Raw genomic sequence first — 23,093 nt, 5'->3', positions numbered from 1 at the left:
TCCGTTTCCCTGACGGCCTACGCCGTTTCACTTTCCGAATTCGCTGCGCTCAACCCGCGATAATTTCGCAACATTTGCGCCCGCTTTACGAACCCGTTCGCCGCCATTCCTTGGAGCACGGCAGCATGTATCACATTTCCACCCCCGAATGCCAAATCCATTTCCTCTCCTGTGAAAAGAGAGAAAGCGGGGATGTCACGCCCCAGCGTATGGATCACAGCACGGCGGGCCTGATCAAGTTTTCTCACGCCATCCGGCGAAGCTTCCAAAGCATGCAAAACCATAATTGCATTGCCTGAACGTATATCCGCATCAACCTTGGCAGAGCCTGTTACGACCACACCAGATTTACGGGCAAGGGCTAAACTCCCGATCGCAGACTTTGTCAGCAGCTGATCCACCAGCGCGCCAAGGTCGGCATGAACTGTTACACCCTTTTTAAGGCTGCGCGCAAATAAATTACGCTTAACAGCCTCATCTACTTTCCCGCGCTCTGCTGTAACCCAACAACCGCGCCCGGGTAAATTCGCTTTCAGATCCGGCACAACCGAACCATCCGGCCCTTCGACAAACCTTATCATGTTTTCGACAGAGCCGCTCTCACGCGTTACGATACAACTTCTGTCATTCATGGCAATTTCTGTCATTCATATGGGCCTCACTGAAGAACCCCTGCTTATGGCAGGCAAGAACTCCCGCCTTATGGCAGGTTGGCGCGCAAACGCCAACCCCTTAACGTCAAGAAACCTTAAACCGCTTCTTCAGCCGTCTCGACACCATCGTCTGTTTCGGTGGCAACCGCTTCTTCTTCGGTGATCCAGCCGCACTTCAGACGTGCCTGCAAGATCATCTGTTCTGCTTCAACGCGTGACAGTTCGAAGTTGGACAAAATACCGGCATGGTTGATTGTCTCACCTTCTTTACGCTCACGCCAGCCAACCAGATCATCAACCGCATAACCAGCGAAATCTTCAATGGTTTTGACGCCATCTTCACCGACCGCAACCATAATGCCTGTGGTCATGCCCGGCAGCTCACGAAGTTCGTCTTCAACACCCAGTTCAATACGGCGTGCATCCTGTTCACCTTCAAGGCGATCCAGATATTCACGGGCACGATCCTGAATTTCACCGGCAGTTTCATCACCAAAACCGTCAATCGACGAAATTTCTTCTGCTTCCACATAGGCCAGCTCTTCAACAGAAGCAAAACCTTCAGAAGCCAGAACCTGACCTACCATCTCATCAACATTGAGCGCTTCCATGAACAATGCTGAACGTTCGGCAAATTCTTTCTGACGACGTTCGGATTCTTCATTTTCGGTCATGATGTCGATATCCCAGCCGGTCAGCTGCGAAGCCAGACGCACGTTCTGACCGCGACGACCGATTGCCAATGATAATTGGTCATCCGGAACCACAACTTCAATACGCTCTGCATCTTCATCCAGAACAACCTTGGCAACTTCAGCAGGCTGCAAGGCATTGACGATGAAAGAAGCAGCATCAGGTGACCATGGAATAATATCCACTTTTTCACCCTGCAATTCTGCCACAACCGCCTGAACACGGGAACCGCGCATACCAACGCAGGCACCAACAGGGTCGATAGAGGAATCACGCGACACAACAGCGATTTTAGCACGGGAACCCGGATCACGGGCAACCGACTTGATTTCGATAATGCCGTCATAGATTTCCGGCACTTCCATGGTGAACAACTTAGCCATGAATTGCGGATGGGTACGCGACAGGAAAACCTGCGGACCGCGCTGCTCACGACGAACATCGTAAACATAAGCGCGAATACGATCACCATAGCGGAATGCTTCACGCGGGATCAGTTCGTCACGGCGCACAATCGCTTCACCGCGACCAAGATCAACGATCACATTGCCATATTCAACGCGCTTGACAGTACCATTGATGATTTCACCAACACGATCATGAAATTCGTCATACTGGCGGTCACGCTCAGCTTCGCGCACTTTCTGCACGATAACCTGCTTGGCGGATTGCGCTGCAATACGGCCGAAATCCATTGGCGGCAACTGGTCAGCCAGAAAGTCACCGATCTGCGCATCAGGATTACGCTCGCGTGCTGTCTCCAGCGCCACCTGCGTATTGTAATCTTCAACCAGTTCAACCACTTCCAGCAAACGCTGCAATTTGATCTCGCCTGACTTCGAATTAATATCAGCGCGGATATTGGTTTCCTGACCATAGCGCGAACGCGCAGCTTTCTGGATGGCATCGGCCATCGCCGCGATTACGATTTCGCGGTCGATAGACTTCTCACGGGCGACCGCATCGGCGATCTGCAGAAGTTCCAGCCTGTTTGCACTGACTGCCATAAGTCTCTCCTTGGTGCCGCGCCCGCCTTTTCCTCTTCGACGGGTGCTTAAATCTTAATTTTCTTCGCCGACGTCGCCTGCTTCAGCGTCATCTGCATCAGTACCGGACACTTCGCCCGGCTCACCACTTAATTCATCGCCGGGAATACGTCCCTCACGCAGGTCTTTATCTTTACGCAGGGCATCACGAATCAAATCATCCGTCAAAACCAGACGTGCATCTGAAATGACATCATAAGGAATGGTTACGACCTGTTCATGACCATAAGCGACCTGATCATTTTCAATCGTCACACCTTCATCATCATGAGTCGTGATTTTACCACGGAACTTTTTGCGGCCATTGATGATCATCGATGTCTCGATACGCGCCAGATGGCCTGACCAGTCAGCAAAATCTGACACGCGAACCAGCGGGCGATCGATACCAGGGGAAGAAACTTCCAAGTGATATTTACCACTGATCGGATCATCCACATCAAGGGCCGGCGATACGTTGCGGCTGATCAGCTCGCAATCTTCAACGGTCATAGTGCCGTCAAAGCGTTCAGCCATAATCTGCAAGGTGGCGCCGTTCAAGCCGGACAGGCGAACGCGCACCAGCCGAAAACCAAGCACCTGCAAAACAGGCTGGACGATAGCTGCAACCTTCGCATCAACACCGGTTTCACGAATGATGCGAGTGTCGGCCACGGCTTCAGCAGCGTTTGTTTGTGCAGTGTCTAATTGTTCGGACAACCCAGATTTTTCCTTAATAGCTATATCATCAAACAAAAAAGAGCGGGACCGACCGGACCCACCCTTGTTCAATCGACCAAGAATTTGAAATGAATATACTGACTTTTCACGTTCTTTTCAAGTACGCAGTTCAGATGTAGCAATATTCATCCCATTCAACAACCATTTACCCGCCTACCGGCGGATAAATGTAAGATAGGCACCGACACGTCCCTCGCGGAAAGCCTTAGCTTCATAGCGTGTGCCCGGCCAACCTTCATAAGGTGTTTTCCAATCAGCAGAAGAAGATGCCTGCCACTCAAATGCTTCATGGGCATCGCAATGCTGCAATGTCCAGTTCACATAAGATTCAATGTCGGATGCGAATCGGAAGCGACCGCCGGATTTCAACACCCGCGCGAAACGATCAAGATTCTTCTGACTTACAAAGCGCCGCTTCCAATGGCGTTTTTTATGCCATGGATCAGGATAAAACAGATCAATTCCTGACAGAGAATTATCAGGAAGCCAATCCAGCACTTCCGTTGCGTCATCATCATAGAGACGAATGTTCTGCAATGGCTTCTCGTGCAAAGTGCCGAGCATTTTCGCCATACCATTGACGAAAGGCTCAACGCCGATAAAGCCGCTTTGCGGTGTGCGGCCTGCTTCATGCATCAAATGCTCGCCGCCGCCAAAGCCGATTTCCATCCGGACATTCTCAACAGGAGCCGCAAAAAGCGTGCGCAAATCCTGCGGGGCAGGCACGTTCAAATCAATCAGCAGTTCAGGCAGCAAGCCTTCACGCAGCATTTTTTGATGCGGGCGTAATGGCTTGCCATGACGGCGACCGAAGAAAGCCTCGGTCGCGCGTGATTTTTTCATCTCATCCGACATAAATATTTCCGTCAGGCAACAAGTGCGTTTTTAAGCGCCTTGCCCAGATCTGTTTTTTCCCATGAGAACGAGCCGTCACGACCCGGCTTGCGGCCAAAGTGGCCATAAGCAGCAGTCTTGGCATAGATCGGCTTATTCAGATCCAAATGCTTGCGGATACCGGTTGGCGAAAGATCGACAACTTTGCGCAATGCATCTTCAAGTGCAGCTTCGTCCACCTTGCCGGTGCCGTGCAGATCTACATAGACAGACAGAGGCTGTGCGACGCCGATGGCATATGACAACTGAATGGTGCAACGATCCGCATATCCGGCAGCAACAACGTTTTTCGCCAGATAACGGGCAGCATAAGCAGCGGAGCGATCCACTTTCGTGGTGTCCTTGCCGGAGAATGCACCGCCACCATGAGGAGCCGCACCACCATAAGTGTCAACGATGATTTTACGGCCTGTCAGACCGGCATCGCCGTCCGGACCACCGATGACAAATTTGCCGGTCGGGTTGATATACCATACGCAATCCTGCGCAATTGGCAGACCATCAAGCGCTTGCAAAATATAAGGCTCTACAACGGTGCGAACCTTGGCAGAATCCCAGCTTGCATCCAGATGCTGTGTCGACAATACAATCTGCGTGACTTCCGCAGGCTTGCCGTTAACGTAGCGCACGGTAACCTGACTTTTAGCGTCCGGTCCAAGCTTGCCGGCTTCGCCCTCATTGCCATGACGCGCTGCGGCCAGAAGCTCAAGAATTTTATGAGAATAATAAATCGGCGCCGGCATCAGATCAGGCGTTTCACGGCAGGCATAGCCAAACATGATACCCTGATCGCCTGCACCTTCTTCGCCCTGACGATCGGCAGCATTATCAACGCCTTGCGCAATATCCGCAGATTGCGAATGCAGCAATACGTCGATTTTAACGGTCTTCCAATGGAAGCCATCCTGCTCATAACCAATCTCACGAATGGCTTTGCGTGCGGCAGAGCGGAAACGAGCCGGATTGATAACCGGATTTCCCTTGTCATCCTTAATGACGTTGCCTTGCTTATCCTTTTTCAGGAATGTGTCAGGCACGCGCACTTCACCGGCAATGACCAACCGATTGGTCGTCGCCAAAGTTTCACAAGCGATACGAACTGTCCAAGGATCGACACCCGAACGGCGCGCCTCCTTATAAATCATATCAACAATTTCGTCGGAAATACGATCGCATACCTTATCCGGGTGGCCCTCAGATACGGATTCGCTGGTAAAAAGATAAGAACTGCGCGACACGGGAAACCCCTCTAGAAAATCTTGCGGAGCCAGATCTCCGCTTCAGACAAGCACAGTAAAGGCGATTTTTCGGATGTAAACACAAGAAATGTGCATGCCCGAAACTATCACCTTAACTTTTTATGTCTTTGCCAACATAGTTCTTTAGCGTCAACAGCAATTGTGCCGATAACACTCTTCTCATCACGAATTGTTGAGGGAAACGATTATTCCGCCTCCGGATCCAGCGTCTTGACCAGATCAATAATCTTGCGGCGGATTTTAGGGTCGGTAATTTTGGTGAAAGCGCGCGTCAGCTGAACACCTTCATTAGAATTCATGAAATCGACGATATAGGTTGAATCATTATCTTCGGCAAAACCGGCAGCCTGGGTTTCAGAGCCTGGCGCATCTTCGAAGAAAAAAGAAACAGGAACATTGAGAATGGAGGAAATGGCTTGCAAACGGCTGGCGCCGACACGGTTGGTGCCTTTTTCGTATTTTTGAATCTGCTGGAAAGTAATGCCTAAGCTTTCGCCCAGCTTTTCCTGACTGAAGCCCAGCATATTCCGCCGCAGGCGTATACGGCTGCCGACGTGGATATCAATTGGGTTGGGCTTCTTTTTATTCTGTACCATTCAATGCTCCTCGCGATTTGCGAGCTTTCTTGCAAGTGCTTCCCTCAACGGTACAACACCATACGATTTCAAATTACGTGATATTTCAGAGACTGCGCTGCTATGTGATTTCAAAATGACAGCATGATGAAACTATAACAACCGATGAATATTGCGATGTCAATCGCGCTGTGGTTTTCTTTTATACACAATTGCTAATAAACCACAAAGTAGTAATTCAGATAAAGCCCACGCCTGACGCGAAATTTCGTGCGAAGTCTGGCGTAAATTAATTCTCTCCCTCATGCTAATCTTTGGGCGGCGGCAACACCGCATCAACCACGCCAACCTCATTCAGGTTCAGCGAGGCGATGATTCGGCCATAACTGTCTGTGATCGCCGAAATACCGTTATTGGCGGCGCGTAACAGCGGCATTCCCTGCTCCACTGCACGCAATTGCGCCTGCCGGAAATGCTGGTAAGGCCCTGGTGTATTGCCATACCATGCATCATTGGTGACATTGACAATGGCACTGGCACGCTCTCCCTCGTAGCCCAGCTCATCGGCAAAAATCGCCTCGTAGCAAATCAACGGCAGGATAGCCAGCTTCTCGCCGATTTTCAGTGAATGGCGGCTTTTTCCGGCTTTAAAGCCGCCTGGCATTTCCACAACTTCTTGTAAACCCAGCACACGCAAAACGCCTTCCAGTGGCAAATATTCGCCAAAAGGCACCAGATGCACCTTGTCAAAAGAGCTGACAATAAAGCCCTGATCATTAATCACGGTGATTGAGTTATAATAATTGAGCCCCTGCGGTGTTTCTTCCTCACGCACTGCGCCAACCATTAACAGTTGCCCGTCCTGCAATACTTCAGCAATACGCGCCAAGGCATCCGACGTCTGGCTCAAAATATAAGGAACAGATGTTTCCGGCCAGATAATAATATCGGGACGCGGCGCACCATTTTCCGGTGCTTGCGCCGTCAGGCTTAAATGACGCTCAAAAATATTGCGTCGCTCGGCATTATCCCATTTGAGATCCTGCGCAATCGATGGTTGCACAATACGGATATGCGGGCTGTTTGCCGCCACCTCAACCGGCTGTTGAAGTTGCCATGCGCCATAGCTTAAGTGACAAGCAACAAGCGCCACCCCAACAGCCATGCCGCCTAACCTGTGACGCTTGGCAGCCAGCAAGGCCGGCATCGCAAAAACCATAACCGCCAGCACATTCATGCCGCTCAATCCGATCAGCTTAGCAGATTGCATGAATAAGGGGGTCGGCATTGCCGTATAACCGACAGCATTCCATGGAAATCCGGTCAGAATAAAGCTGCGCACATATTCAACCAGACCAAAGGCCAGACTCAGCGCCAGAATACGCCCCAAACCCGGCGACCAGCAAAGCTTTGCCAGCACCGTGGCACAGCCATAAAAAACCGCTAAAAAAGCAGGCAGCCCCAAAACGGCCAGCGGCAAAGCCCATGCAAATTGCTCGGCATCCACCAAAAGTGCGGCACCAATCCACCATAAGCCACCGACAAAATAGCCAAAGCCAAACCACCAGCCGGTCGCAAAGGCAGGCAAATGCCTGCGCAACCAGCCTTTGCCGGTTTGCGTAACAGGCCGGTCAAGCAGCCACACCAGCATCGGAAAAGCGATAAAACCAACCGGCAAAAAGTCATATGGAGGAAGCGCCAGCGTCAAAAGCAGACCGGCCAGCAAGCTTAAAAAGCGATGCGGCCATTTCCCTGACAGGGTTATTTTTTGAGCCAATTGCGCAAACATGAAAATCCCTACCAGGTGCAGATCAGTTCAATAACAGGCGAAAAGCATTGCAGACACAATAGTTTTCGCCTGTTTGGTTTTTAATGTTCTGTCAGATGTTCTTCGCCGGATTTTGTAGCTACACCGGCGCGCGCCTGACGACGACGATCGGCTGCAGACAGCGGAATAATCCGCACCCGACGAATGCGTCGCGGATCAACTTCCAGCACATGAAACTCATAACCCGGAATGGCCTGCACCACCTCGCCGCGCGACGGAATACGCCCCAGCACCGAGAAGATCAGACCGCCGACAGTGTCCACATCTTCGCCATGCTCGCCAACGACAAAAGACGGGCCGATTTGCTCGGTCAGTTCGTCCAGATCCGCACGGGCATCAACGACAAAAATGCCGTCCGCTTCCTGCAAGATCATGATTTCTTCGTCATCATGCTCGTCTTCAATATCACCGACGACCATTTCAACAATATCTTCCAGCGACACCAGACCATCGGTGCCGCCATATTCGTCAATAACCAGCGCCATCTGAATGTGGCTGGCCTGCATACGCGCCATAAGGCCGCTGGCCAACATAGATGGCGGCACAAACAGCACTTTACGCATCAGGTTAAGTTCGCCGATTGTCTTGGTCAGATCAATGCGGCCAATATCAAATTTGGTGGGTGTTGTGCCGGCAGTTTTAGCGGCTGCACCATTACGGCGGCCAGCCTTCTGACGTGACTGACGGGTGATGAAATTCAACACGTCGCGAATATGAATCATACCGCGCGGATCATCTAGCGTTTCAGCATAGACCGGCATGCGTGAATGGCCGGATTTTTCAAATTGCTCCAGAACGTCGCCAAGCGGCGTTGAGATTTCCACTGCCTCCACATCGGCGCGCGGGATCATCACATCTTCAACGCGAATTTCGCGCAAGCGCAAAATATTATTGAGCATCGCCCGTTCTTCAGGCGAGAAAACCGTATCGGTACTGTCCTGCCCGGACAGAGCGTCTGCCAGATCTTCACGCAATGAAGATGTTTGGCGACTGCGTAAAAACGGCAAGAAATTGCCTAAGAAAGAGCGCTTCTCTGCTGGAGAGGCTCTGTGCGTACTCTGCCCCTCCGGATCAGCATTTTGCGGGGCATCGCCCGACGGAGGAACACTAGTTTGATCAGACATGGTCAACCGGCTTTGTTAGGTGAAAGGGTTTGTGAATAAGGATCAGGAATAGCAAGAGCGGCCAGAATATCGCGCTCCCATTGCTCCATAAGTTCGGCCTCAGCATCATCTTCATGGTCATAGCCAAGCAGATGTAAAAAGCCGTGCACGATCATATGGTTCAAATGATGCTCGAAGGGTTTTCCCTCTTCCTGCGCCTCACGCATCACCGTCTCCCGCGCGATAACAATATCGCCGAGCATTGGTCCGGGCTTCGCCCCCGCTTTGACAGGAAAGGCCGGAAAAGACAAAACATTGGTTGCCTTATCCTTATTGCGCCATTGCGCATTCAGCTCCTGAATAGAAGCATCATCGGTAAAAACGAGACTTAACTCACTTTGCCCATCATCGGTAAATAGGCTTTTCCATGCGGCATCAACCGCTTTTTGCGCCACTTGGAGTAAGGCGTCCTCTTCGGGCCAGCCTTCTGCCTCTATCAATATATCGATGTCGATCACTTTTAAAACGGCAGTTGCGGCTATTAAGAAACCGGCTGACGCATAGTCCTTTCTCTTACAAACTCTAAGGTCGTATTAAATAGCATATAAACATGAATAGATCATAGCGCTCATCACAAAATACAAGGCTCACACCTCATAATTGTGCCACTTAACCTGCCGATCTGCCGTCATTGTCATAAGCTTCAACAATTGCCGCCACCAGCGCATGGCGCACCACGTCTTTCTGGGTGAAGCGAACCGTCACAACACCATCGACATTATCCAGAATGCGCAAGGCTTCAACAAGGCCGGATTTCTGACCGGCCGGCAAGTCAATCTGGCTCGGGTCACCGGTGACAATCATGCGGGAGCCCTCACCCAAACGGGTGAGAAACATCTTCATCTGCATGGAGGTGGTATTTTGCGCCTCATCCAGAATAACCGCTGCATGCGCAAGGGTACGGCCGCGCATGAAAGCAAGCGGTGCAATTTCAATCACACCGGCCGTCAAAGCACGCTCCACCTTATCGGCAGGCATCATGTCATAAAGCGCATCATAAAGCGGACGCAGATAAGGATCGACCTTCTCTTTCATATCGCCCGGCAAAAAGCCCAGACGCTCGCCCGCTTCCACCGCCGGACGTGACAGAATAATGCGCTCAACCAGTCCGCGTTCCAGCAGCATCGCTGCATGGGCAACCGCCAGATAGGTTTTACCCGTACCCGCAGGCCCGACACCAAAAACCAGCTCCGAACGATCAAGCGCGCGCATATAGGCATCTTGTGTCGGCGTGCGGGCAAAAATGGTTTTCTTGCGGGTGGAAATTTGAGCAGAAGCCAGCTTGCCTTTATTTTCCATTGTAGGAAGCGGCAATTGGCCTTCCGCAGTCGTGGTTATATTTCCGGCCATACGCAAAGCGCCATCCACATCGGAAAGCGTAATCTCACGCCCTTTTTGTAAAAAACCGTAAAGCTCATCCAATGCGCGTCGCGCCTGCTCGGTCGCTGAAGGTGTGCCGCGAATCGTCAGCTCATTGCCTTTGGAGCGTACATCCACACCGAGCTTTTGCTCGATGCGTGCCAGATTTTCATCAAACTGCCCGTAAAGCGCAATCGCATGACGATTATTGTCAAAAGTCAGCACTATATGCGCCATATCCGAAGCGCCATTAGATAATTTGGTCTGTGTTTCAGTCTTACTCTTATCGGTCTTCAGCTGTTCTGTAGCGCTCAACCGGCTCTCCTCATGACACGAAAAACACCCGCGAAACTATATGATGGTCTTATCATGCCTTTAAGACAGTTTTTTCGCAACCAAACTATTGGTTCCTGTGGAAATGATTTCAACATCAATAATATCACCGATCTGGTCGTGATTATTATCAATAATAACCGGCAGCAACCAAGGAGAGCGACCAACCATCTGATGCTCTTCACGACCCGGCTTTTCAATCAGCACGCTGGTTTTCTTACCAACCAGACTATCCTGAAACGCATATTGCTGCTCGTTGAGCAAAGCCTGCAAGCGCTGCAAACGCTCGTCTTTAACCGCTTCATCCACATGATCCGGCAGATCTGCGCCCGGTGTTCCGGGACGGCTTGAATATTTGAACGAATAGGCTTGCGCATATTTTACATCACGCACCAGCTGCATCGTATCTTCAAAATCCTGATCTGTTTCGCCCGGAAAACCGACAATAAAGTCACCCGAAAGCGCCATATCAGGGCGTGCTTCACGGATACGTTCGATCAGACGACGATAATCATCGCTCTTATGTTTGCGGTTCATCGCCTTCAAAATACGGTCAGAACCAGCTTGCACCGGCAGATGCAGATAAGGCATCAGTATATCAAGATCACGATGCGCATTGATCAGTGCATCATCCATGTCACGCGGATGGCTGGTGGTATAACGAAGTCGTGTCAGCTCCGGCACTTCGGCCAGACGGTAAAGCAATTCACCAAAGCCCCATTCGCGACCATCATCGCCAAGCCCGTGCCATGCGTTCACATTCTGGCCAAGCAGGGTAATCTCACGCACACCACCGGCGACAAGCTTTTCAGCTTCGGCAACAATTTGCGCAACCGAGCGCGACACTTCTGAGCCGCGTGTATAAGGCACAACGCAGAATGTGCAGAATTTATCGCAACCTTCCTGCACTGTCAGGAATGCGGAAACACCGCGCTTGCGCACCACTTCACGCTGCGGTGCCGGCAGATGTTCAAATTTATCTTCCAGCGCATATTCGGTTTCAACAACCTTTTCACCATCGCGCACTTTAGCCAGTGCCTGCGGCAAGCGGTGATAGGTCTGCGGGCCGATCACAAGATCAACTGAAGGCGCACGGCGCAGGATTTCTTGTCCTTCGGCCTGTGCGACACAACCAGCCACACCAATGGTCAGCTCTTTGCCCTTGGCAGCATTTTTATCTTTAAGTTTACGCAAACGACCAAGAGCTGAATAAAGTTTTTCAGAAGCGCGCTCACGAATATGACATGTATTGAGCAGAACCAGATCCGCATCTTCAGGCGTTTCGGTCGTGACATAGCCTTCCGCCGCCAAACTATCGGCCATGCGCTGACTGTCATAGACATTCATCTGGCAGCCATAAGTTTTCACAAAAACCTTGCGCGGATTGGCATCCGTGCTTGCCGGTGTGTTTGCAGCTGTTTTTGCATCAGCTTCAAGGGACGAAGAAGGGGTCAGGGTCGTTTCAAGAGTGCTCATAGGCTGGCTTCTAAACCTTTTATCGCCGTTTGAGAATAGTTAGTCTGATGATATTTCCATCAGTCCGGTTTAATTTCGCGCCCGAGAAGCGAGGACTGCAATTGCGAGCGTACCCGCTCTTCCATCACTCTGGCCAAAAGCTTACGGTCGGTATTGGTATCAATCACCATCGGCTCACCGAAAGTAATTTCCACATCAATTGCACCTTCTTTCAGAATGCCTTTCAGATGTGGCATTAATTCGACATCACCCGGCCAGGACGCAATCGGGCGATGATAGCGCCCCATCGGCATACCATGCACACCCGTATAGGCGATGGAAACTGGCTGAACTGTCACTTGGCTCACGCCGCCCTCACGGATGGCAGCATGGGCAGCACCAAAAAGCGCCGTCTTAAACGGTAATAAACGGTTACCATCTGATGTTGTCCCCTCAGGAAACAGTACCATTGCATCGCCCGCAGCCAGTCTTGTGGCAATTTCAGAAGCCTGCTTGCCGGTTTTGCCGCGCTTTGCCCGCTCGACAAAAACCGAGCGTTGCAAATACGCCAAATAACCAAAAACCGGCCATGTCCGCACTTCGGATTTAGCGATAAAGGACACTTCGCCGACGGTTGAAAGCACAATAATATCGCTCCATGAAACATGGTTCGATACCAGTAATAGCGGGCGGTCTTCGCTCATCGTGCCAATGGTTTTAACGCGAAAACCAAAAAGCCTTGCCACTAAGCGATGAAAAAAACGCGGCAAACGGCGCTGGAATACATGGTTCAGCTTCATGAAAACATACTGAAACGGCACCAGCGAAACCACCAGCAGAATGAAAGCCGCCAGCACAAAAATGATTCTGACAGCACCGATCATGTGGCAGCCACCAGATCACGGCGTAAAATCAACGCTGAAGCAAAAGTACCATCAGCATGCTGATAATAGCTGGGGCGATCACCTACTTTGATAAAGCCAAGGCGATTATAAAGTGCCTGCGCCGCCACATTGCTTTTATCCACTTCCAAAAACAGGCTTGCCGCCCGCTCATGGTGCAAATGGCGCAAAACAGCATCCATCAGCCCGTGTCCGGCACCTAATTTACGCGAAGCGGTAGCCACAGCAATGGTCAGAATCTCAGCCTCATCTACCACCAGACGCGCCAGCACAAATCCGGCCATTTTGTTTGGTTCGCCCTCAGGGCGCGCCAAAAAGCCAAACACTGTCGGCTCGCTCAACAGCCCGCGAAAATCTTGCTCACTCCAGCCCTGATGGAAAGAGGCCATATGCACATCTTCCAGCGCAGCGCTGTCATCAGGCGTCAATGGCGCAATTGAAAAGCCTTTTTTACCAAAGTGCTCCATCAAACGTCCCATTATTTTCTTCGCTGATAACTTGCCCCTCAGGCCGCACATTTTGTACTTTTCGCCTCACCCCTATGATACCTGCTCGTTCTGGCCGGATTCTGCTTTTCTGGGCAGAGCAAAACCAACCTGCGGCTTGGCATCAGGCCCGCGCAAATAAAGCGGCTTTGGTGCTTCACCCGCCTGCTTTGAAGCTGCAATTTTCGCATAAACAGCAATATCTGCGGTTGGCTCCGTTTGCGCAATCATGCGGCTTTCACCCAGCGCCTGACTAACAGCCGGCGCAGCCGACCCCGTCAGCACATGATCAGGTTTTCCGGCACATAATGCGACTGCCTCTTCCAAGGTCAGTGCCAAAGGTTCCGTTTCCGGCACACCAGTTTCATCAAAGCTTTGTGCAAAAATTTCGCCGCGATGCGCATCAAGCAGCACTAAAACCGGACGCCCGCTATTATTTTCCTGCGCTTGCACACAAAGCGCTTCAAAAGCGCTGACGCCAATGGCTGTCGTTTTCAGTGCTAAAGCAAAACCGCGCGCTGAAGAAACAGCAATGCGCACGCCGGTGAAAGAACCCGGCCCCACATTAACCGCAACGCGATCAATCTGGTGAAAATCAATCTTTGCCTCTGCCAGCACTTCATCCACATAAGCCATCAGCACTTCAGCATGGCCTTTGCCGATATTTTCACGGCGCTGCGCCAGCACTAAAGCTTTTTCACTATCATAAAGCGCGGCAGCACAAAATGAGGCCGCAGTATCAAGGGCAAGTATTTTCATAATCTATCAGGTAAAACAGATATTGCGATCCGGCAAGCTTCCAAGCCTTTTTTCCGCAACCAGAAACACTATATTTTATATAAACCTGTTATTGAGAAGGAACCAACTGTCATTAACAGCGTTTAGTATAAAGAAATGTGACTCTTGCGGGCTCCCGATCGCATGAACCACGCATATGATATTTTGTAAAGTAAGCGAGGATATAATGGCTAAAACCCATAACACACGTAACGATCTGCCATCCAATGCTAAGGCAACGGTTATTTCCCTGCTTAATCAAAATCTGGCGGCAACGCTTGATCTTTCACTGGCAACCAAGCAGGCGCATTGGAACCTTAAAGGCCTGCAATTTATTGCCGTGCATGAAATGCTTGATGGCTTCCGCGACAGTCTGGATGAGCATACCGACACGATCGCCGAGCGCGTTGTCCAATTAGGCGGTACCGCTTTTGGAACAGTCCAAACTGTCGGTAATGACACCAAACTGAAACCATATCCGACCGATATTTATAATATTCACGATCATCTCAATGCACTGATCGAACGCTATGCGGATGTGGCTAATCTGGTGCGCCAGTCCATCAAGGATGCCGATGAAGCCGGTGATGAAACCTCAGCTGACGTATTGACGGCTGCCTCGCGCGACCTCGACAAATCCCTGTGGTTCCTCGAAGCGCACCTGCAAGAAAAGAACTAAAGCTTTAAATGCTATCAGCCCTTTTTAGCGGTAACTTGTGTAATGCAAACTTTTGTATGACCGGCATTGATAAAGCCCAAACGGCTTGCCGCACCTTTTGATAAATCCAGCACGCGGCCTTTGATGAAAGGGCCGCGGTCGTTTATCCGCACCACCAGCGACTTACCATTCGCCTGATTGGTGACTTTAATTTTTGTACCCAATGGCAATGTGCGATGTGCAGCGGTCATAGCCGACGGGTTCATTCGCTCACCTGACGCGGTTTTAGAGGTCAGCGCATACCATGAGGCACCGCCGCATTGTCCGGCAGCGGCCAGCGCCGTATTAGCGGAAAACGCAAAAGCCATACCAACGGCCAATAAAGCTAGATATTTTTTCATCGTCTCAAGCGTCCACAATTGCATCTCAGGATTTGCAAAGCCGCACTTTTACCGTTTCTTATTGAAAGCAATAAAAGGCAGATTTTAAAAACGCTGCCCGATTGGCCGGTAAATGTGGCGCTCAAGTGGACGAAATAAAGATGATTTAAGGCATTTTGAATCTATAGTTAAAAGGAAAATCATCCCAAGATCCCAAATTATACAATTTATATTGCAGTATAGATTTTCCACGCCGTGATTATATTCACATGAATTAATTTTAAAATATGATTACCACCAATGTACCACTGGGAAAAATCGTTAAATCTTACCTTTTCAAAGTGACGCCCGCTATTTTCACTATTGTGAAATGGAACCTGTATGCGCATTGAGGCGATTTTTATTCTGCACCCAAGTGTTCATGCCCATCGACACAGTTAACATTTGTGGCTTTTTCGTGGCGAGAAACATGCATGAACCGCATAAAGTAACACGGCGCAACAGTTTGTGATTATGTAAAGTCTACTTTTTTACACTGGTTTTAGTCAATCCGGCACTTTGTACACTGGCGATTCCATGCACAAAGCAGTATCAGAATAATCGTCCGTCATTTATCGACATCGGCACTTTGAAAGACATGCAGTGAGCAATCCGCAACCTGACGACAGCAATGCACAACCAAACGGGGCAGAAACAGCCAGCCGTGGAAGCGTTGCGTCAAAAGCACAACGGATTATTTATATGCTGCTCGGCTTTATGATGCTTGCGCTTGGCATTATCGGGGCATTTCTGCCTGTTATGCCGACAACCATCTTCATTATTCTGGCGGCATGGTTTTTCGGCCGTTCTTCGCCCAAATTTGAAGCAAAGCTTTTAGCGCATCCGCAATTCGGCCCCATGCTGATTAAATGGCGCGAAAAAGGTGCAGTGCCGGTTAAAGCCAAGTTCTTTGCCTGCGGGGGCATGACATTGGGCTATGCGATTTTTTGGTGGGGTGCGCAGCCCGGCCTCTGGCTTGCATTGGCAGTTGGTATCTTCATGCTGGCCAGCGCACTTTATGTTGCCAGCCGTCCAAGCGGCTAGATATAATAAACGCCGTCCAAACGGCTAAACATAATAAACGCCGTCCAAACGGCTAAAGCCACACTTAAAAAATGCCCGTTATTTCTTGATAAAATTCATATGACACAAAGCTGTAATATTACTGTCATATGACTGTAATAAACAGCGCCTAGACGGTTAGTGACATTAAACGTCATTGTCTTTACCCAACTGGAGCTACTCCTATGAACACGTTGATTTCCACAACCGCTGCACTGGCTATCGCGGCTGTTATGTCCGTTTCCGCAGCTTCCGCTCGCGATCAGATCCAAGTCGCTGGTTCTTCAACCGTTCTGCCATATGCAAAAATCGTTGCCGAAACTTTCGGTGAAACCTACCCAGACTTTAAAACTCCGGTGATTGAATCCGGCGGTTCGGGTGCAGGTATTAAAGAATTCTGTAAAGGTGTTGGTGAAAACACAATCGATATCGCCAATGCTTCCCGTGCAATGAAAGATTCCGAACTGAAATCCTGCATCGAAGCAGGTGTTAAAGATGTTCAGGAAGTTCGCTTCGGTTATGATGGTATCGTCTTTGCAACCGATGCAAAGGGCCCTGAATGGAAGCTGAAGCCGGTTGATCTTTATCAGGCATTGGCTGCAAAAGTGATCGTAGACGGCAAGCTCGTCGACAATCCAAACACCAAATGGAATCAGGTTAACGCTGCTCTGCCGGATTGGGACATTGCTGCCTACATTCCTGGTGAAAAGCACGGCACCCGTGAAGTTTTCGAAGAAAAAGTTTTGGCTGAAGGCTGTAAAGCTGCCGGCGCTCTGGACGCTATCAAAGCCACCGGTCTTGATGGCAAAGCAGCAGCTTCGGCTTGTATCGCAGTGCGTAAAGACGGCAAAGCCGTTGATATCGATGGCGATTACAGCGAAACGCTCGCCCGCATCGACTCAAACAAAACCGGTGTTGGTGTTTTCGGCCTCTACTTCTACGAAAACAATGCTGACAAGCTGCGTGTAGCAACCGTCAATGACGTTGTTCCTTCAGCTGAAACCGTTGCTTCCGGCGAATATCCGGTATCGCGCCCACTGTTCTTCTACGTGAAAAAAGCGCATCTCGGTGTTATCCCAGGCCTGAAAGAATATGTAGACTTCTTCCTGGCCGACCAGATGGTTGGCCCGGACAGCCCATTGGCTGAATATGGTCTGGTTCCTGCCCCTGAAGCAGAGCGCGAAGCACAGCGCGCTGATTTTGCAGCCGGTAAAGTCCTCGCTGCTAAATAAGACAACAACTGTAAATGCGGCCGGCCTGTGCCGGTCGCATTTATACACTTCAAGACTTTGCGGTTTTTCCGCTGCATAAGCATAATCGTCTAAACACTTTCACTAAAGTTTACATAGCGCGCTTTAAGGAAATTGAATGTCCGCCTTGCTGGTTTTACTCACAGTCATACTGATCGGTTTGGCTGGATTTTTTATGGGGCGTCAGAAAGCGCTTTCACAATATAAATCCGTGCCCCAAAACGAAAAAATGCACTCACGGCCTCATTATCACGGCTGGTGGGTGTTTTTAGTTTCTGCCCTGCCTGCCACCATCTTTCTCGTCATCTGGCTTATCGGTTCCTCGACCTATATTGAGCACAATGCGACATCTCAGCTTTCAGACGTTTCAACAAGCAATAATAATCTGAATTTGAGCATGGTTCGTGGCCTTGCCAAAGGTATTGAGCGCCTTTCACCTGCTGAAAAAGAAGCTCTGCCGACAGATTATCAGGCGGTGCGCGAATATATGGGCAATAAAGGCATTGCGCTTGCCACTGAAGGCCAGGACTTCATGGTGCCGATTGCGCAATATTGGACGAAGGCATCCGCAGTTGCACAAAAAACCGGAACCGCTATCGCCATTGTACTCGCCCTTGCCGGTCTGGTCTTTGGTATGGCCACCATTAAAGTGCGCACCCGTGCGCGCAACAATGTTGAGAAAATCGTCCTCTGGGGTCTGATTGCCGCTTCTGGCATCGCCATTTTAACCACCATCGGCATTATCTTCTCAATGCTGTTTCAGACGATTACTTTCTTCCAGTCTGTTTCTTTCTCCAACTTCTTCTTCGGCACCGTATGGGATCCGCGCTTTGCAGCCGCCGGTTCTGATGGCGCTGTTGGTCAGTTTGGTCTTATCCCGCTTCTGGCCGGTACACTTTATATCGCTTTTGTAGCAATGCTCTTTGCGGTGCCGGTTGGCCTGTTTTCAGCCGTTTACATGGCAGAATATGCCTCCCCAAAAGTGCGCAGTGTGGTCAAGCCGGTGCTGGAGCTACTGGCCGGTATCCCGACCATCGTTTACGGCTTCTTTGCCATGGTCACAGTTGGTCCGTTCTTACGTGATCTTAGTATCGCCATTGCAGGCGGTCAGGGTTTCATCATGGCGCAGAGCGTACTCACCGCTGGTCTGGTGATGGGCGTGATGCTGATCCCGTTTGTGTCTTCGCTCTCCGACGACATCATCACCGCGGTACCCAATTCTATGCGTGACGGCTCGCTCGGCCTTGGTGCGACACAATCAGAAACGATCAAAAAAGTCGTGCTGCCTGCGGCTCTTCCGGGCATTGTCGGCGCGCTGCTTCTCACCGCTTCGCGTGCAATCGGTGAAACCATGATTGTGGTACTGGCTGCCGGTGTTGCCGCCAATCTGACGCTCAACCCGTTTGAAGCCATGACCACTATTACCGTTAAAATCGTCAATCAGCTGACCGGTGACCTTGAATTCAACTCACCACAGACCTTGGTCGCTTTTGCCCTTGGCATCACCTTGTTCTTTCTGACGCTGATCATGAACATTTTTGCGCTCTATATTGTTCGCAAATATCGGGAGCAGTACGACTGATGAGTGATACCAGCCTTTCTTCCAATTCTACAGGTGCCCCGATGAGTGCAAAACCAGCGCGCCGTGATATCGGCATCAAACGCCGCTACGCCTCTGAACGCCGTTTCCGCCTTTATGGCGTTCTGGCTATCTGCATCGGTGTCTTTTTCCTCTGCGCCTTGCTTTTTACCGTTTTTTCCAAAGGCTATACCGCTTTCTGGCAGACCACTGTCAGTATTCCGGTCATGCTGGAACAAAAAGTAATTGACCCGGGCAATAAGCGGGCAGAAGACCCGAATGTGCTGATAACCGCCAATTATCCGGTTTTGGTACGCAATGCTTTGGCCCAGCATTTGAACGTTCCTGCCAGTGACAAATCCGCCATGCGTGAACTGGGCAAGTTCTATTCTGATGGTGTGCGCGTACAGCTGCGCCAGATGGTCATGGATAATCCGTCTCTGATCGGCACCACCAAGAATATCAATTTCCTTGCCAGTGCCGACATTGATTCTGCCTTTAAAGGCCAGATTGATCTGAGCGTTCCGGAAGCAAACCGTAAAGTTTCCGACCGTCAGGTAACATGGATGAACACACTTTCAGAAGAAGGTGTGATGGGACAGAGTTTCAACAGTGGTCTCTTCACCTTTGGCGCATCCAGCCGCCCTGAAACTTCAGGTCTGGGTGTCGCCTTTGTCGGCTCACTTTACATGATGCTGATCGTGCTTGGCGTCGCGCTGCCTGTTGGCGTTGCTGCTTCCATTTATCTGGAAGAGTTTGCCAAGAAAAACCGCTTTACCGATCTGGTGGAGGTCAATATCAACAATCTGGCAGCGGTTCCTTCCATCGTTTTTGGTCTGCTGGGGCTTGCTGTTTTCATCAACCTCTTCGGCCTTCCACGCTCGGCATCACTCGTGGGTGGTCTGGTGCTCTCGCTGATGACACTGCCAACCATCATCATTGCCACCCGTGCGGCACTCCGCGCTGTTCCACCATCTATTCGTGACGCAGCATTGGGTCTTGGCGCATCCAAAACCCAAATGGTATTCCATCATGTGCTGCCGCTGGCTGCGCCGGGCATCCTCACCGGCACCATTATTGGTCTGGCGCAGGCTTTGGGTGAAACTGCACCACTGCTTCTCATTGGTATGGTTGCATTCGTAGCCAACGTACCGGTTTCACCACTTGATCCTGCTACCGCGCTGCCGGTTCAGATCTTCATGTGGGCAAACGAAGCCGAGCGCGCCTTTGTGGAGCGCACATCCGGTGCCATCATTGTACTTCTGGCATTCTTGGCCATTATGAACATTGCTGCCATCATCCTGCGCCGTCGCTTCGAGCGTCGTTGGTAAGCGGAGCCTTAACGATGAATTATGTATCAGAACATCCTCAGGACAACACACCGGGAGTTAAAATGAACCTCAGCGCCCAACCAATCAAAATGCGCGGTGAAAAAGTCAGCGTATTTTATGGCGCAAAACAAGCGCTGTTCGGAGTTGATCTCGACATTCCTGAAAAGATGGTGACCGCCCTGATCGGCCCTTCGGGTTGCGGCAAGTCCACCTTCCTGCGTTCGCTCAATCGTATGAATGATACGATTGAAGGCTGTCGCGTTGAAGGCAAAATCACCCTCGACAATGAAGATATTTACGATCCGAAAATTGACGTGGTGGAACTCCGTGCCCGCGTTGGCATGGTATTTCAAAAGCCTAATCCTTTTCCGAAATCCATTTTCGACAATGTGGCTTATGGCCCGCGTATTCACGGCCTTGCCAAAGACCGCACCGATCTGGAAGAAACCGTTATCACCAGCCTGAAAAAAGCCAGCCTTTATGAAGAGGTGAAAGACCGCCTTCATGATGCAGGCACCGGCCTTTCCGGTGGTCAGCAGCAGCGTCTGTGCATTGCCCGCGCTATTGCGGTCAGCCCTGAAGTTATCCTCATGGACGAGCCTTGCTCGGCGCTTGATCCGATTGCGACCGCCAAAATCGAAGAGCTGATCGACGAATTGCGCCAGAATTATACCATTGCAATCGTCACCCACTCCATGCAGCAAGCCGCGCGTGTTTCGCAAAAAACAGCATTTTTCCATCTTGGCAATATTGTCGAAGAAGGCGAAACCGAAGCGATCTTCACCGCACCAAAAGAAAAACGGACACAGGACTACATCACCGGCCGCTTCGGCTGATTGTTGTATCTATATTCTTTTAAGAGGTTTTTTCATGCCTATAAAACACACTGTCCGCTCATATGATGAAGAACTGAAGTTCTTGGCCCATAAGATTGCCGAAATGGGCGGCCATGCCGAGCGTATGGTCGAGCAATCCATTGCCGCAATCGTCAATGCCGACAATGAGCTGGCACAGCGCGTCATTGCAGACGATCTGTTTCTTGATGCAGCAGAACGCGAGATTGACGACAAGGCCATCACCATCATTGCCAAGCGTCAGCCAATGGCAATTGACCTGCGCGAAATCATCGGTGCTATCCGTATTTCCGCTGATCTGGAGCGCGTTGGCGATCTGGGCAAAAACATTGCCAAGCGCGTCGCGGCTGTTTCCGACACCCGCCAATCCGTCAAGCTTTATCGTGGCCTTGAAACCTTGGCCGAACTGGCTCTCACCCAGCTGAAAGAAGTGCTTGATGCCTATGCCACCCGCTCTGTGGCACAGATCAATATTGTACGTGACCGCGATGATGAAATCGATGCCATGTACACCTCAATCTTCCGCGAACTTCTCACCTATATGATGGAAGATCCGCGCAATATTTCTTCCTGCACCCATTTGTTGTTCAGCGCCAAAAACATTGAACGCATCGGCGACCACGCCACCAATATTGCCGAAACGGTTTATTACATCGTCACCGGCCTGCAAATGCCGGCTGAACGGCCGAAGGAAGACCTCAGCCACGACATCATCGTGGATGAAGCCAGTAAACCTTAAATGACCGGAAAGGCGGACAAGATTTTAATGAAATTCATTGTCCGCCAACGGTTTAATATGCAGTTTTCAAGAGCGGTGCTCCCGCTCTGCACCCTTGTTTTGTCGCAATTTCAGCCTGCCAACCTTAGATTTCAACTGCACAGCCTGACTTTTGCGCCAATTGACTGAAGGAACCTTGTGATGTCACATGCCCCCAAAATTGCCGTCGTGGAAGATGAAGAAGCGCTGAGTGTTTTGCTGCGCTATAATCTGGAAGCGGAAGGCTATCAGGTCACAACCATCATGCGCGGCGATGAAGCAGAAATTGCTTTACGCGAAGATGTGCCCGACCTGTTGATTTTGGATTGGATGCTGCCAGGTGTTTCCGGCATTGAACTATGCCGTCGTTTGCGCCAGCGCGCAGAGACCGAACGTCTGCCGATTATCATGCTGACAGCACGTGGCGAAGAAAGCGAGCGTGTGCGTGGTCTGGCCGTTGGTGCTGATGACTATGTGGTCAAACCTTTTTCCACACCTGAGCTGATTGCCCGTGTCAAAGCCATGCTGCGTCGTGCCAATCCGAGCTTGCTTTCGCATGTGCTGAAAGTCGGCGACCTCATCCTCGACCGCCAGCAGCACCGTGTCTACCGTAAAGACAAGGAAGTGCATCTGGGCCCGACAGAATATCGCCTGCTTGAATATTTCATGATGGCACCAGGGCGCGTATTTTCCCGCAGCCAATTGCTGGATGGTGTTTGGGGTGCAGATATTTACGTGGATGACCGCACCGTGGACGTGCATATCGGACGTCTGCGCAAAGCTATTAACCCGAATGGCTCAACCGATCCGATCCGTACTGTGCGTGGTGCCGGTTACTCATTCGGTTAAGGGTGAGAGACGCACAGTTTTTCTGAGCGCATGTCTTCATCCCGAAACCGGTGCCCACTTTCGGGAGACATGCGTGCGCGGCGCCGGTTACTCTTTCGGTTAAGGGTGAGAGACGCACAGTTTTTCTGAGCGCATGTCTTCATCCCGAAACCGGTGCCCACTTTCGGGAGACATGCGTGCGCGGCGCCGGTT

22 protein-coding genes and 1 pseudogene are annotated in these 23,093 nt (G+C 50.7%); 8 read left to right on the top strand and 15 right to left on the bottom strand.

All coding sequences use genetic code 11. The features are described 5' to 3' along the window. Positions 1 to 17 precede the first annotated feature (17 nt). The 14 genes and pseudogenes from FHS77_RS08275 to tsaB form a co-directional block, all read right to left on the bottom strand. A complete protein-coding gene (locus tag FHS77_RS08275; RefSeq protein WP_184222236.1) occupies positions 18 to 647 on the bottom strand; it encodes an RNA-binding protein in 630 nt (209 codons plus the stop codon). Between the two features lie 101 nt (positions 648 to 748). Further along, on the bottom strand, positions 749 to 2,353 hold the full coding sequence (gene nusA / locus FHS77_RS08270) for a transcription termination factor NusA (protein ID WP_184222234.1): 1,605 nt from the start codon (positions 2,351 to 2,353) through the stop codon (positions 749 to 751). Between the two features lie 54 nt (positions 2,354 to 2,407). Next, positions 2,408 to 3,091 (bottom strand): ribosome maturation factor RimP, encoded by a 684-nt coding sequence (rimP, locus tag FHS77_RS08265; protein WP_246431273.1) that lies wholly within the window; start codon positions 3,089 to 3,091, stop codon positions 2,408 to 2,410. A gap of 174 nt (positions 3,092 to 3,265) precedes the next feature. Next, entirely contained in the window at positions 3,266 to 3,967 is a 702-nt protein-coding gene (trmB, locus tag FHS77_RS08260; protein ID WP_184222232.1) for a tRNA (guanosine(46)-N7)-methyltransferase TrmB, read from the bottom strand. Positions 3,968 to 3,978: 11 nt separating this feature from the next. Beyond that, positions 3,979 to 5,244: a methionine adenosyltransferase gene (gene metK, locus FHS77_RS08255; protein ID WP_184222230.1), complete on the bottom strand. Its 1,266-nt coding sequence runs from the start codon at positions 5,242 to 5,244 to the stop codon at positions 3,979 to 3,981. Positions 5,245 to 5,450: 206 nt separating this feature from the next. Further along, complete coding sequence (locus tag FHS77_RS08250) at positions 5,451 to 5,861, bottom strand: helix-turn-helix domain-containing protein (protein ID WP_184222228.1); 411 nt, start codon at positions 5,859 to 5,861, stop codon at positions 5,451 to 5,453. A gap of 289 nt (positions 5,862 to 6,150) precedes the next feature. After that, positions 6,151 to 7,629: pseudogene (gene lnt, locus FHS77_RS08245) on the bottom strand (apolipoprotein N-acyltransferase); the annotation flags it as partial. A gap of 80 nt (positions 7,630 to 7,709) precedes the next feature. Beyond that, a complete protein-coding gene (locus tag FHS77_RS08240; protein WP_184222224.1) occupies positions 7,710 to 8,792 on the bottom strand; it encodes a hemolysin family protein in 1,083 nt (360 codons plus the stop codon). Positions 8,793 to 8,794: 2 nt separating this feature from the next. After that, on the bottom strand, positions 8,795 to 9,289 hold the full coding sequence (ybeY, locus tag FHS77_RS08235; RefSeq protein WP_184222222.1) for an rRNA maturation RNase YbeY: 495 nt from the start codon (positions 9,287 to 9,289) through the stop codon (positions 8,795 to 8,797). A gap of 151 nt (positions 9,290 to 9,440) precedes the next feature. Then, positions 9,441 to 10,505: a PhoH family protein gene (locus FHS77_RS08230; RefSeq protein ID WP_184222220.1), complete on the bottom strand. Its 1,065-nt coding sequence runs from the start codon at positions 10,503 to 10,505 to the stop codon at positions 9,441 to 9,443. Between the two features lie 60 nt (positions 10,506 to 10,565). Continuing rightward, on the bottom strand, positions 10,566 to 11,999 hold the full coding sequence (gene miaB / locus FHS77_RS08225; RefSeq protein WP_184222218.1) for a tRNA (N6-isopentenyl adenosine(37)-C2)-methylthiotransferase MiaB: 1,434 nt from the start codon (positions 11,997 to 11,999) through the stop codon (positions 10,566 to 10,568). Between the two features lie 59 nt (positions 12,000 to 12,058). Continuing rightward, positions 12,059 to 12,862, bottom strand: a complete 804-nt coding sequence (olsA, locus tag FHS77_RS08220) for a lyso-ornithine lipid O-acyltransferase (RefSeq protein ID WP_184222216.1) — start codon at positions 12,860 to 12,862, stop codon at positions 12,059 to 12,061. Beyond that, the gene (locus tag FHS77_RS08215) at positions 12,859 to 13,362 is read right to left on the bottom strand and encodes a GNAT family N-acetyltransferase (protein ID WP_374786227.1); all 504 of its coding nucleotides are present in this window, start codon (positions 13,360 to 13,362) and stop codon (positions 12,859 to 12,861) included. Before FHS77_RS08215 ends, olsA begins: the two co-directional genes overlap by 4 nt. A 57-nt stretch (positions 13,363 to 13,419) precedes the next feature. Beyond that, complete coding sequence (gene tsaB, locus FHS77_RS08210) at positions 13,420 to 14,124, bottom strand: tRNA (adenosine(37)-N6)-threonylcarbamoyltransferase complex dimerization subunit type 1 TsaB (RefSeq protein WP_184222214.1); 705 nt, start codon at positions 14,122 to 14,124, stop codon at positions 13,420 to 13,422. Between the two features lie 205 nt (positions 14,125 to 14,329). On the opposite strand from tsaB, the gene dps reads away from it, so the two are divergent. Next, on the top strand, positions 14,330 to 14,821 hold the full coding sequence (gene dps / locus FHS77_RS08205; RefSeq protein WP_184222212.1) for a DNA starvation/stationary phase protection protein Dps: 492 nt from the start codon (positions 14,330 to 14,332) through the stop codon (positions 14,819 to 14,821). A 14-nt stretch (positions 14,822 to 14,835) separates the two neighbouring features. On the opposite strand, the gene FHS77_RS08200 is transcribed toward dps, so the two are convergent. Continuing rightward, positions 14,836 to 15,201 carry a septal ring lytic transglycosylase RlpA family protein gene (locus FHS77_RS08200; RefSeq protein WP_184222210.1) on the bottom strand — a complete coding sequence of 122 codons (366 nt, stop codon included), beginning with the start codon at positions 15,199 to 15,201 and terminating at the stop codon, positions 14,836 to 14,838. Between the two features lie 711 nt (positions 15,202 to 15,912). Between FHS77_RS08200 and FHS77_RS08195 the strand changes: the two genes are divergently transcribed. From FHS77_RS08195 to phoB, 7 genes are all read left to right on the top strand, one after another. Beyond that, on the top strand, positions 15,913 to 16,263 hold the full coding sequence (locus tag FHS77_RS08195; RefSeq protein WP_374786226.1) for a YbaN family protein: 351 nt from the start codon (positions 15,913 to 15,915) through the stop codon (positions 16,261 to 16,263). A gap of 203 nt (positions 16,264 to 16,466) precedes the next feature. Next, entirely contained in the window at positions 16,467 to 17,513 is a 1,047-nt protein-coding gene (locus FHS77_RS08190) for a PstS family phosphate ABC transporter substrate-binding protein (protein ID WP_184222208.1), read from the top strand. Between the two features lie 136 nt (positions 17,514 to 17,649). Then, positions 17,650 to 19,113, top strand: a complete 1,464-nt coding sequence (gene pstC / locus FHS77_RS08185; protein ID WP_184222206.1) for a phosphate ABC transporter permease subunit PstC — start codon at positions 17,650 to 17,652, stop codon at positions 19,111 to 19,113. After that, positions 19,113 to 20,441, top strand: coding sequence for a phosphate ABC transporter permease PstA (gene pstA, locus FHS77_RS08180; RefSeq protein ID WP_184222204.1), 1,329 nt, complete (start codon positions 19,113 to 19,115; stop codon positions 20,439 to 20,441). The genes pstC and pstA overlap by 1 nt, the downstream gene beginning before the upstream one ends. Before the next feature lie 62 nt (positions 20,442 to 20,503). Then, a complete protein-coding gene (gene pstB / locus FHS77_RS08175) occupies positions 20,504 to 21,277 on the top strand; it encodes a phosphate ABC transporter ATP-binding protein PstB (RefSeq protein ID WP_184222202.1) in 774 nt (257 codons plus the stop codon). 34 nt (positions 21,278 to 21,311) lie between these two features. Then, complete coding sequence (gene phoU / locus FHS77_RS08170; protein ID WP_184222199.1) at positions 21,312 to 22,034, top strand: phosphate signaling complex protein PhoU; 723 nt, start codon at positions 21,312 to 21,314, stop codon at positions 22,032 to 22,034. 180 nt (positions 22,035 to 22,214) lie between these two features. Further along, a complete protein-coding gene (gene phoB / locus FHS77_RS08165) occupies positions 22,215 to 22,901 on the top strand; it encodes a phosphate regulon transcriptional regulator PhoB (RefSeq protein ID WP_184222197.1) in 687 nt (228 codons plus the stop codon). The last annotated feature ends 192 nt before the right edge of the window (positions 22,902 to 23,093 follow it).

This window comes from Paenochrobactrum gallinarii (genome assembly GCF_014205685.1).
GTDB classification, from domain to species: Bacteria; Pseudomonadota; Alphaproteobacteria; order Rhizobiales; family Rhizobiaceae; genus Paenochrobactrum; species Paenochrobactrum gallinarii.
Note: the sequence above shows the minus strand (reverse complement) of the source record. Positions and strands in the feature narration are given on the sequence as shown.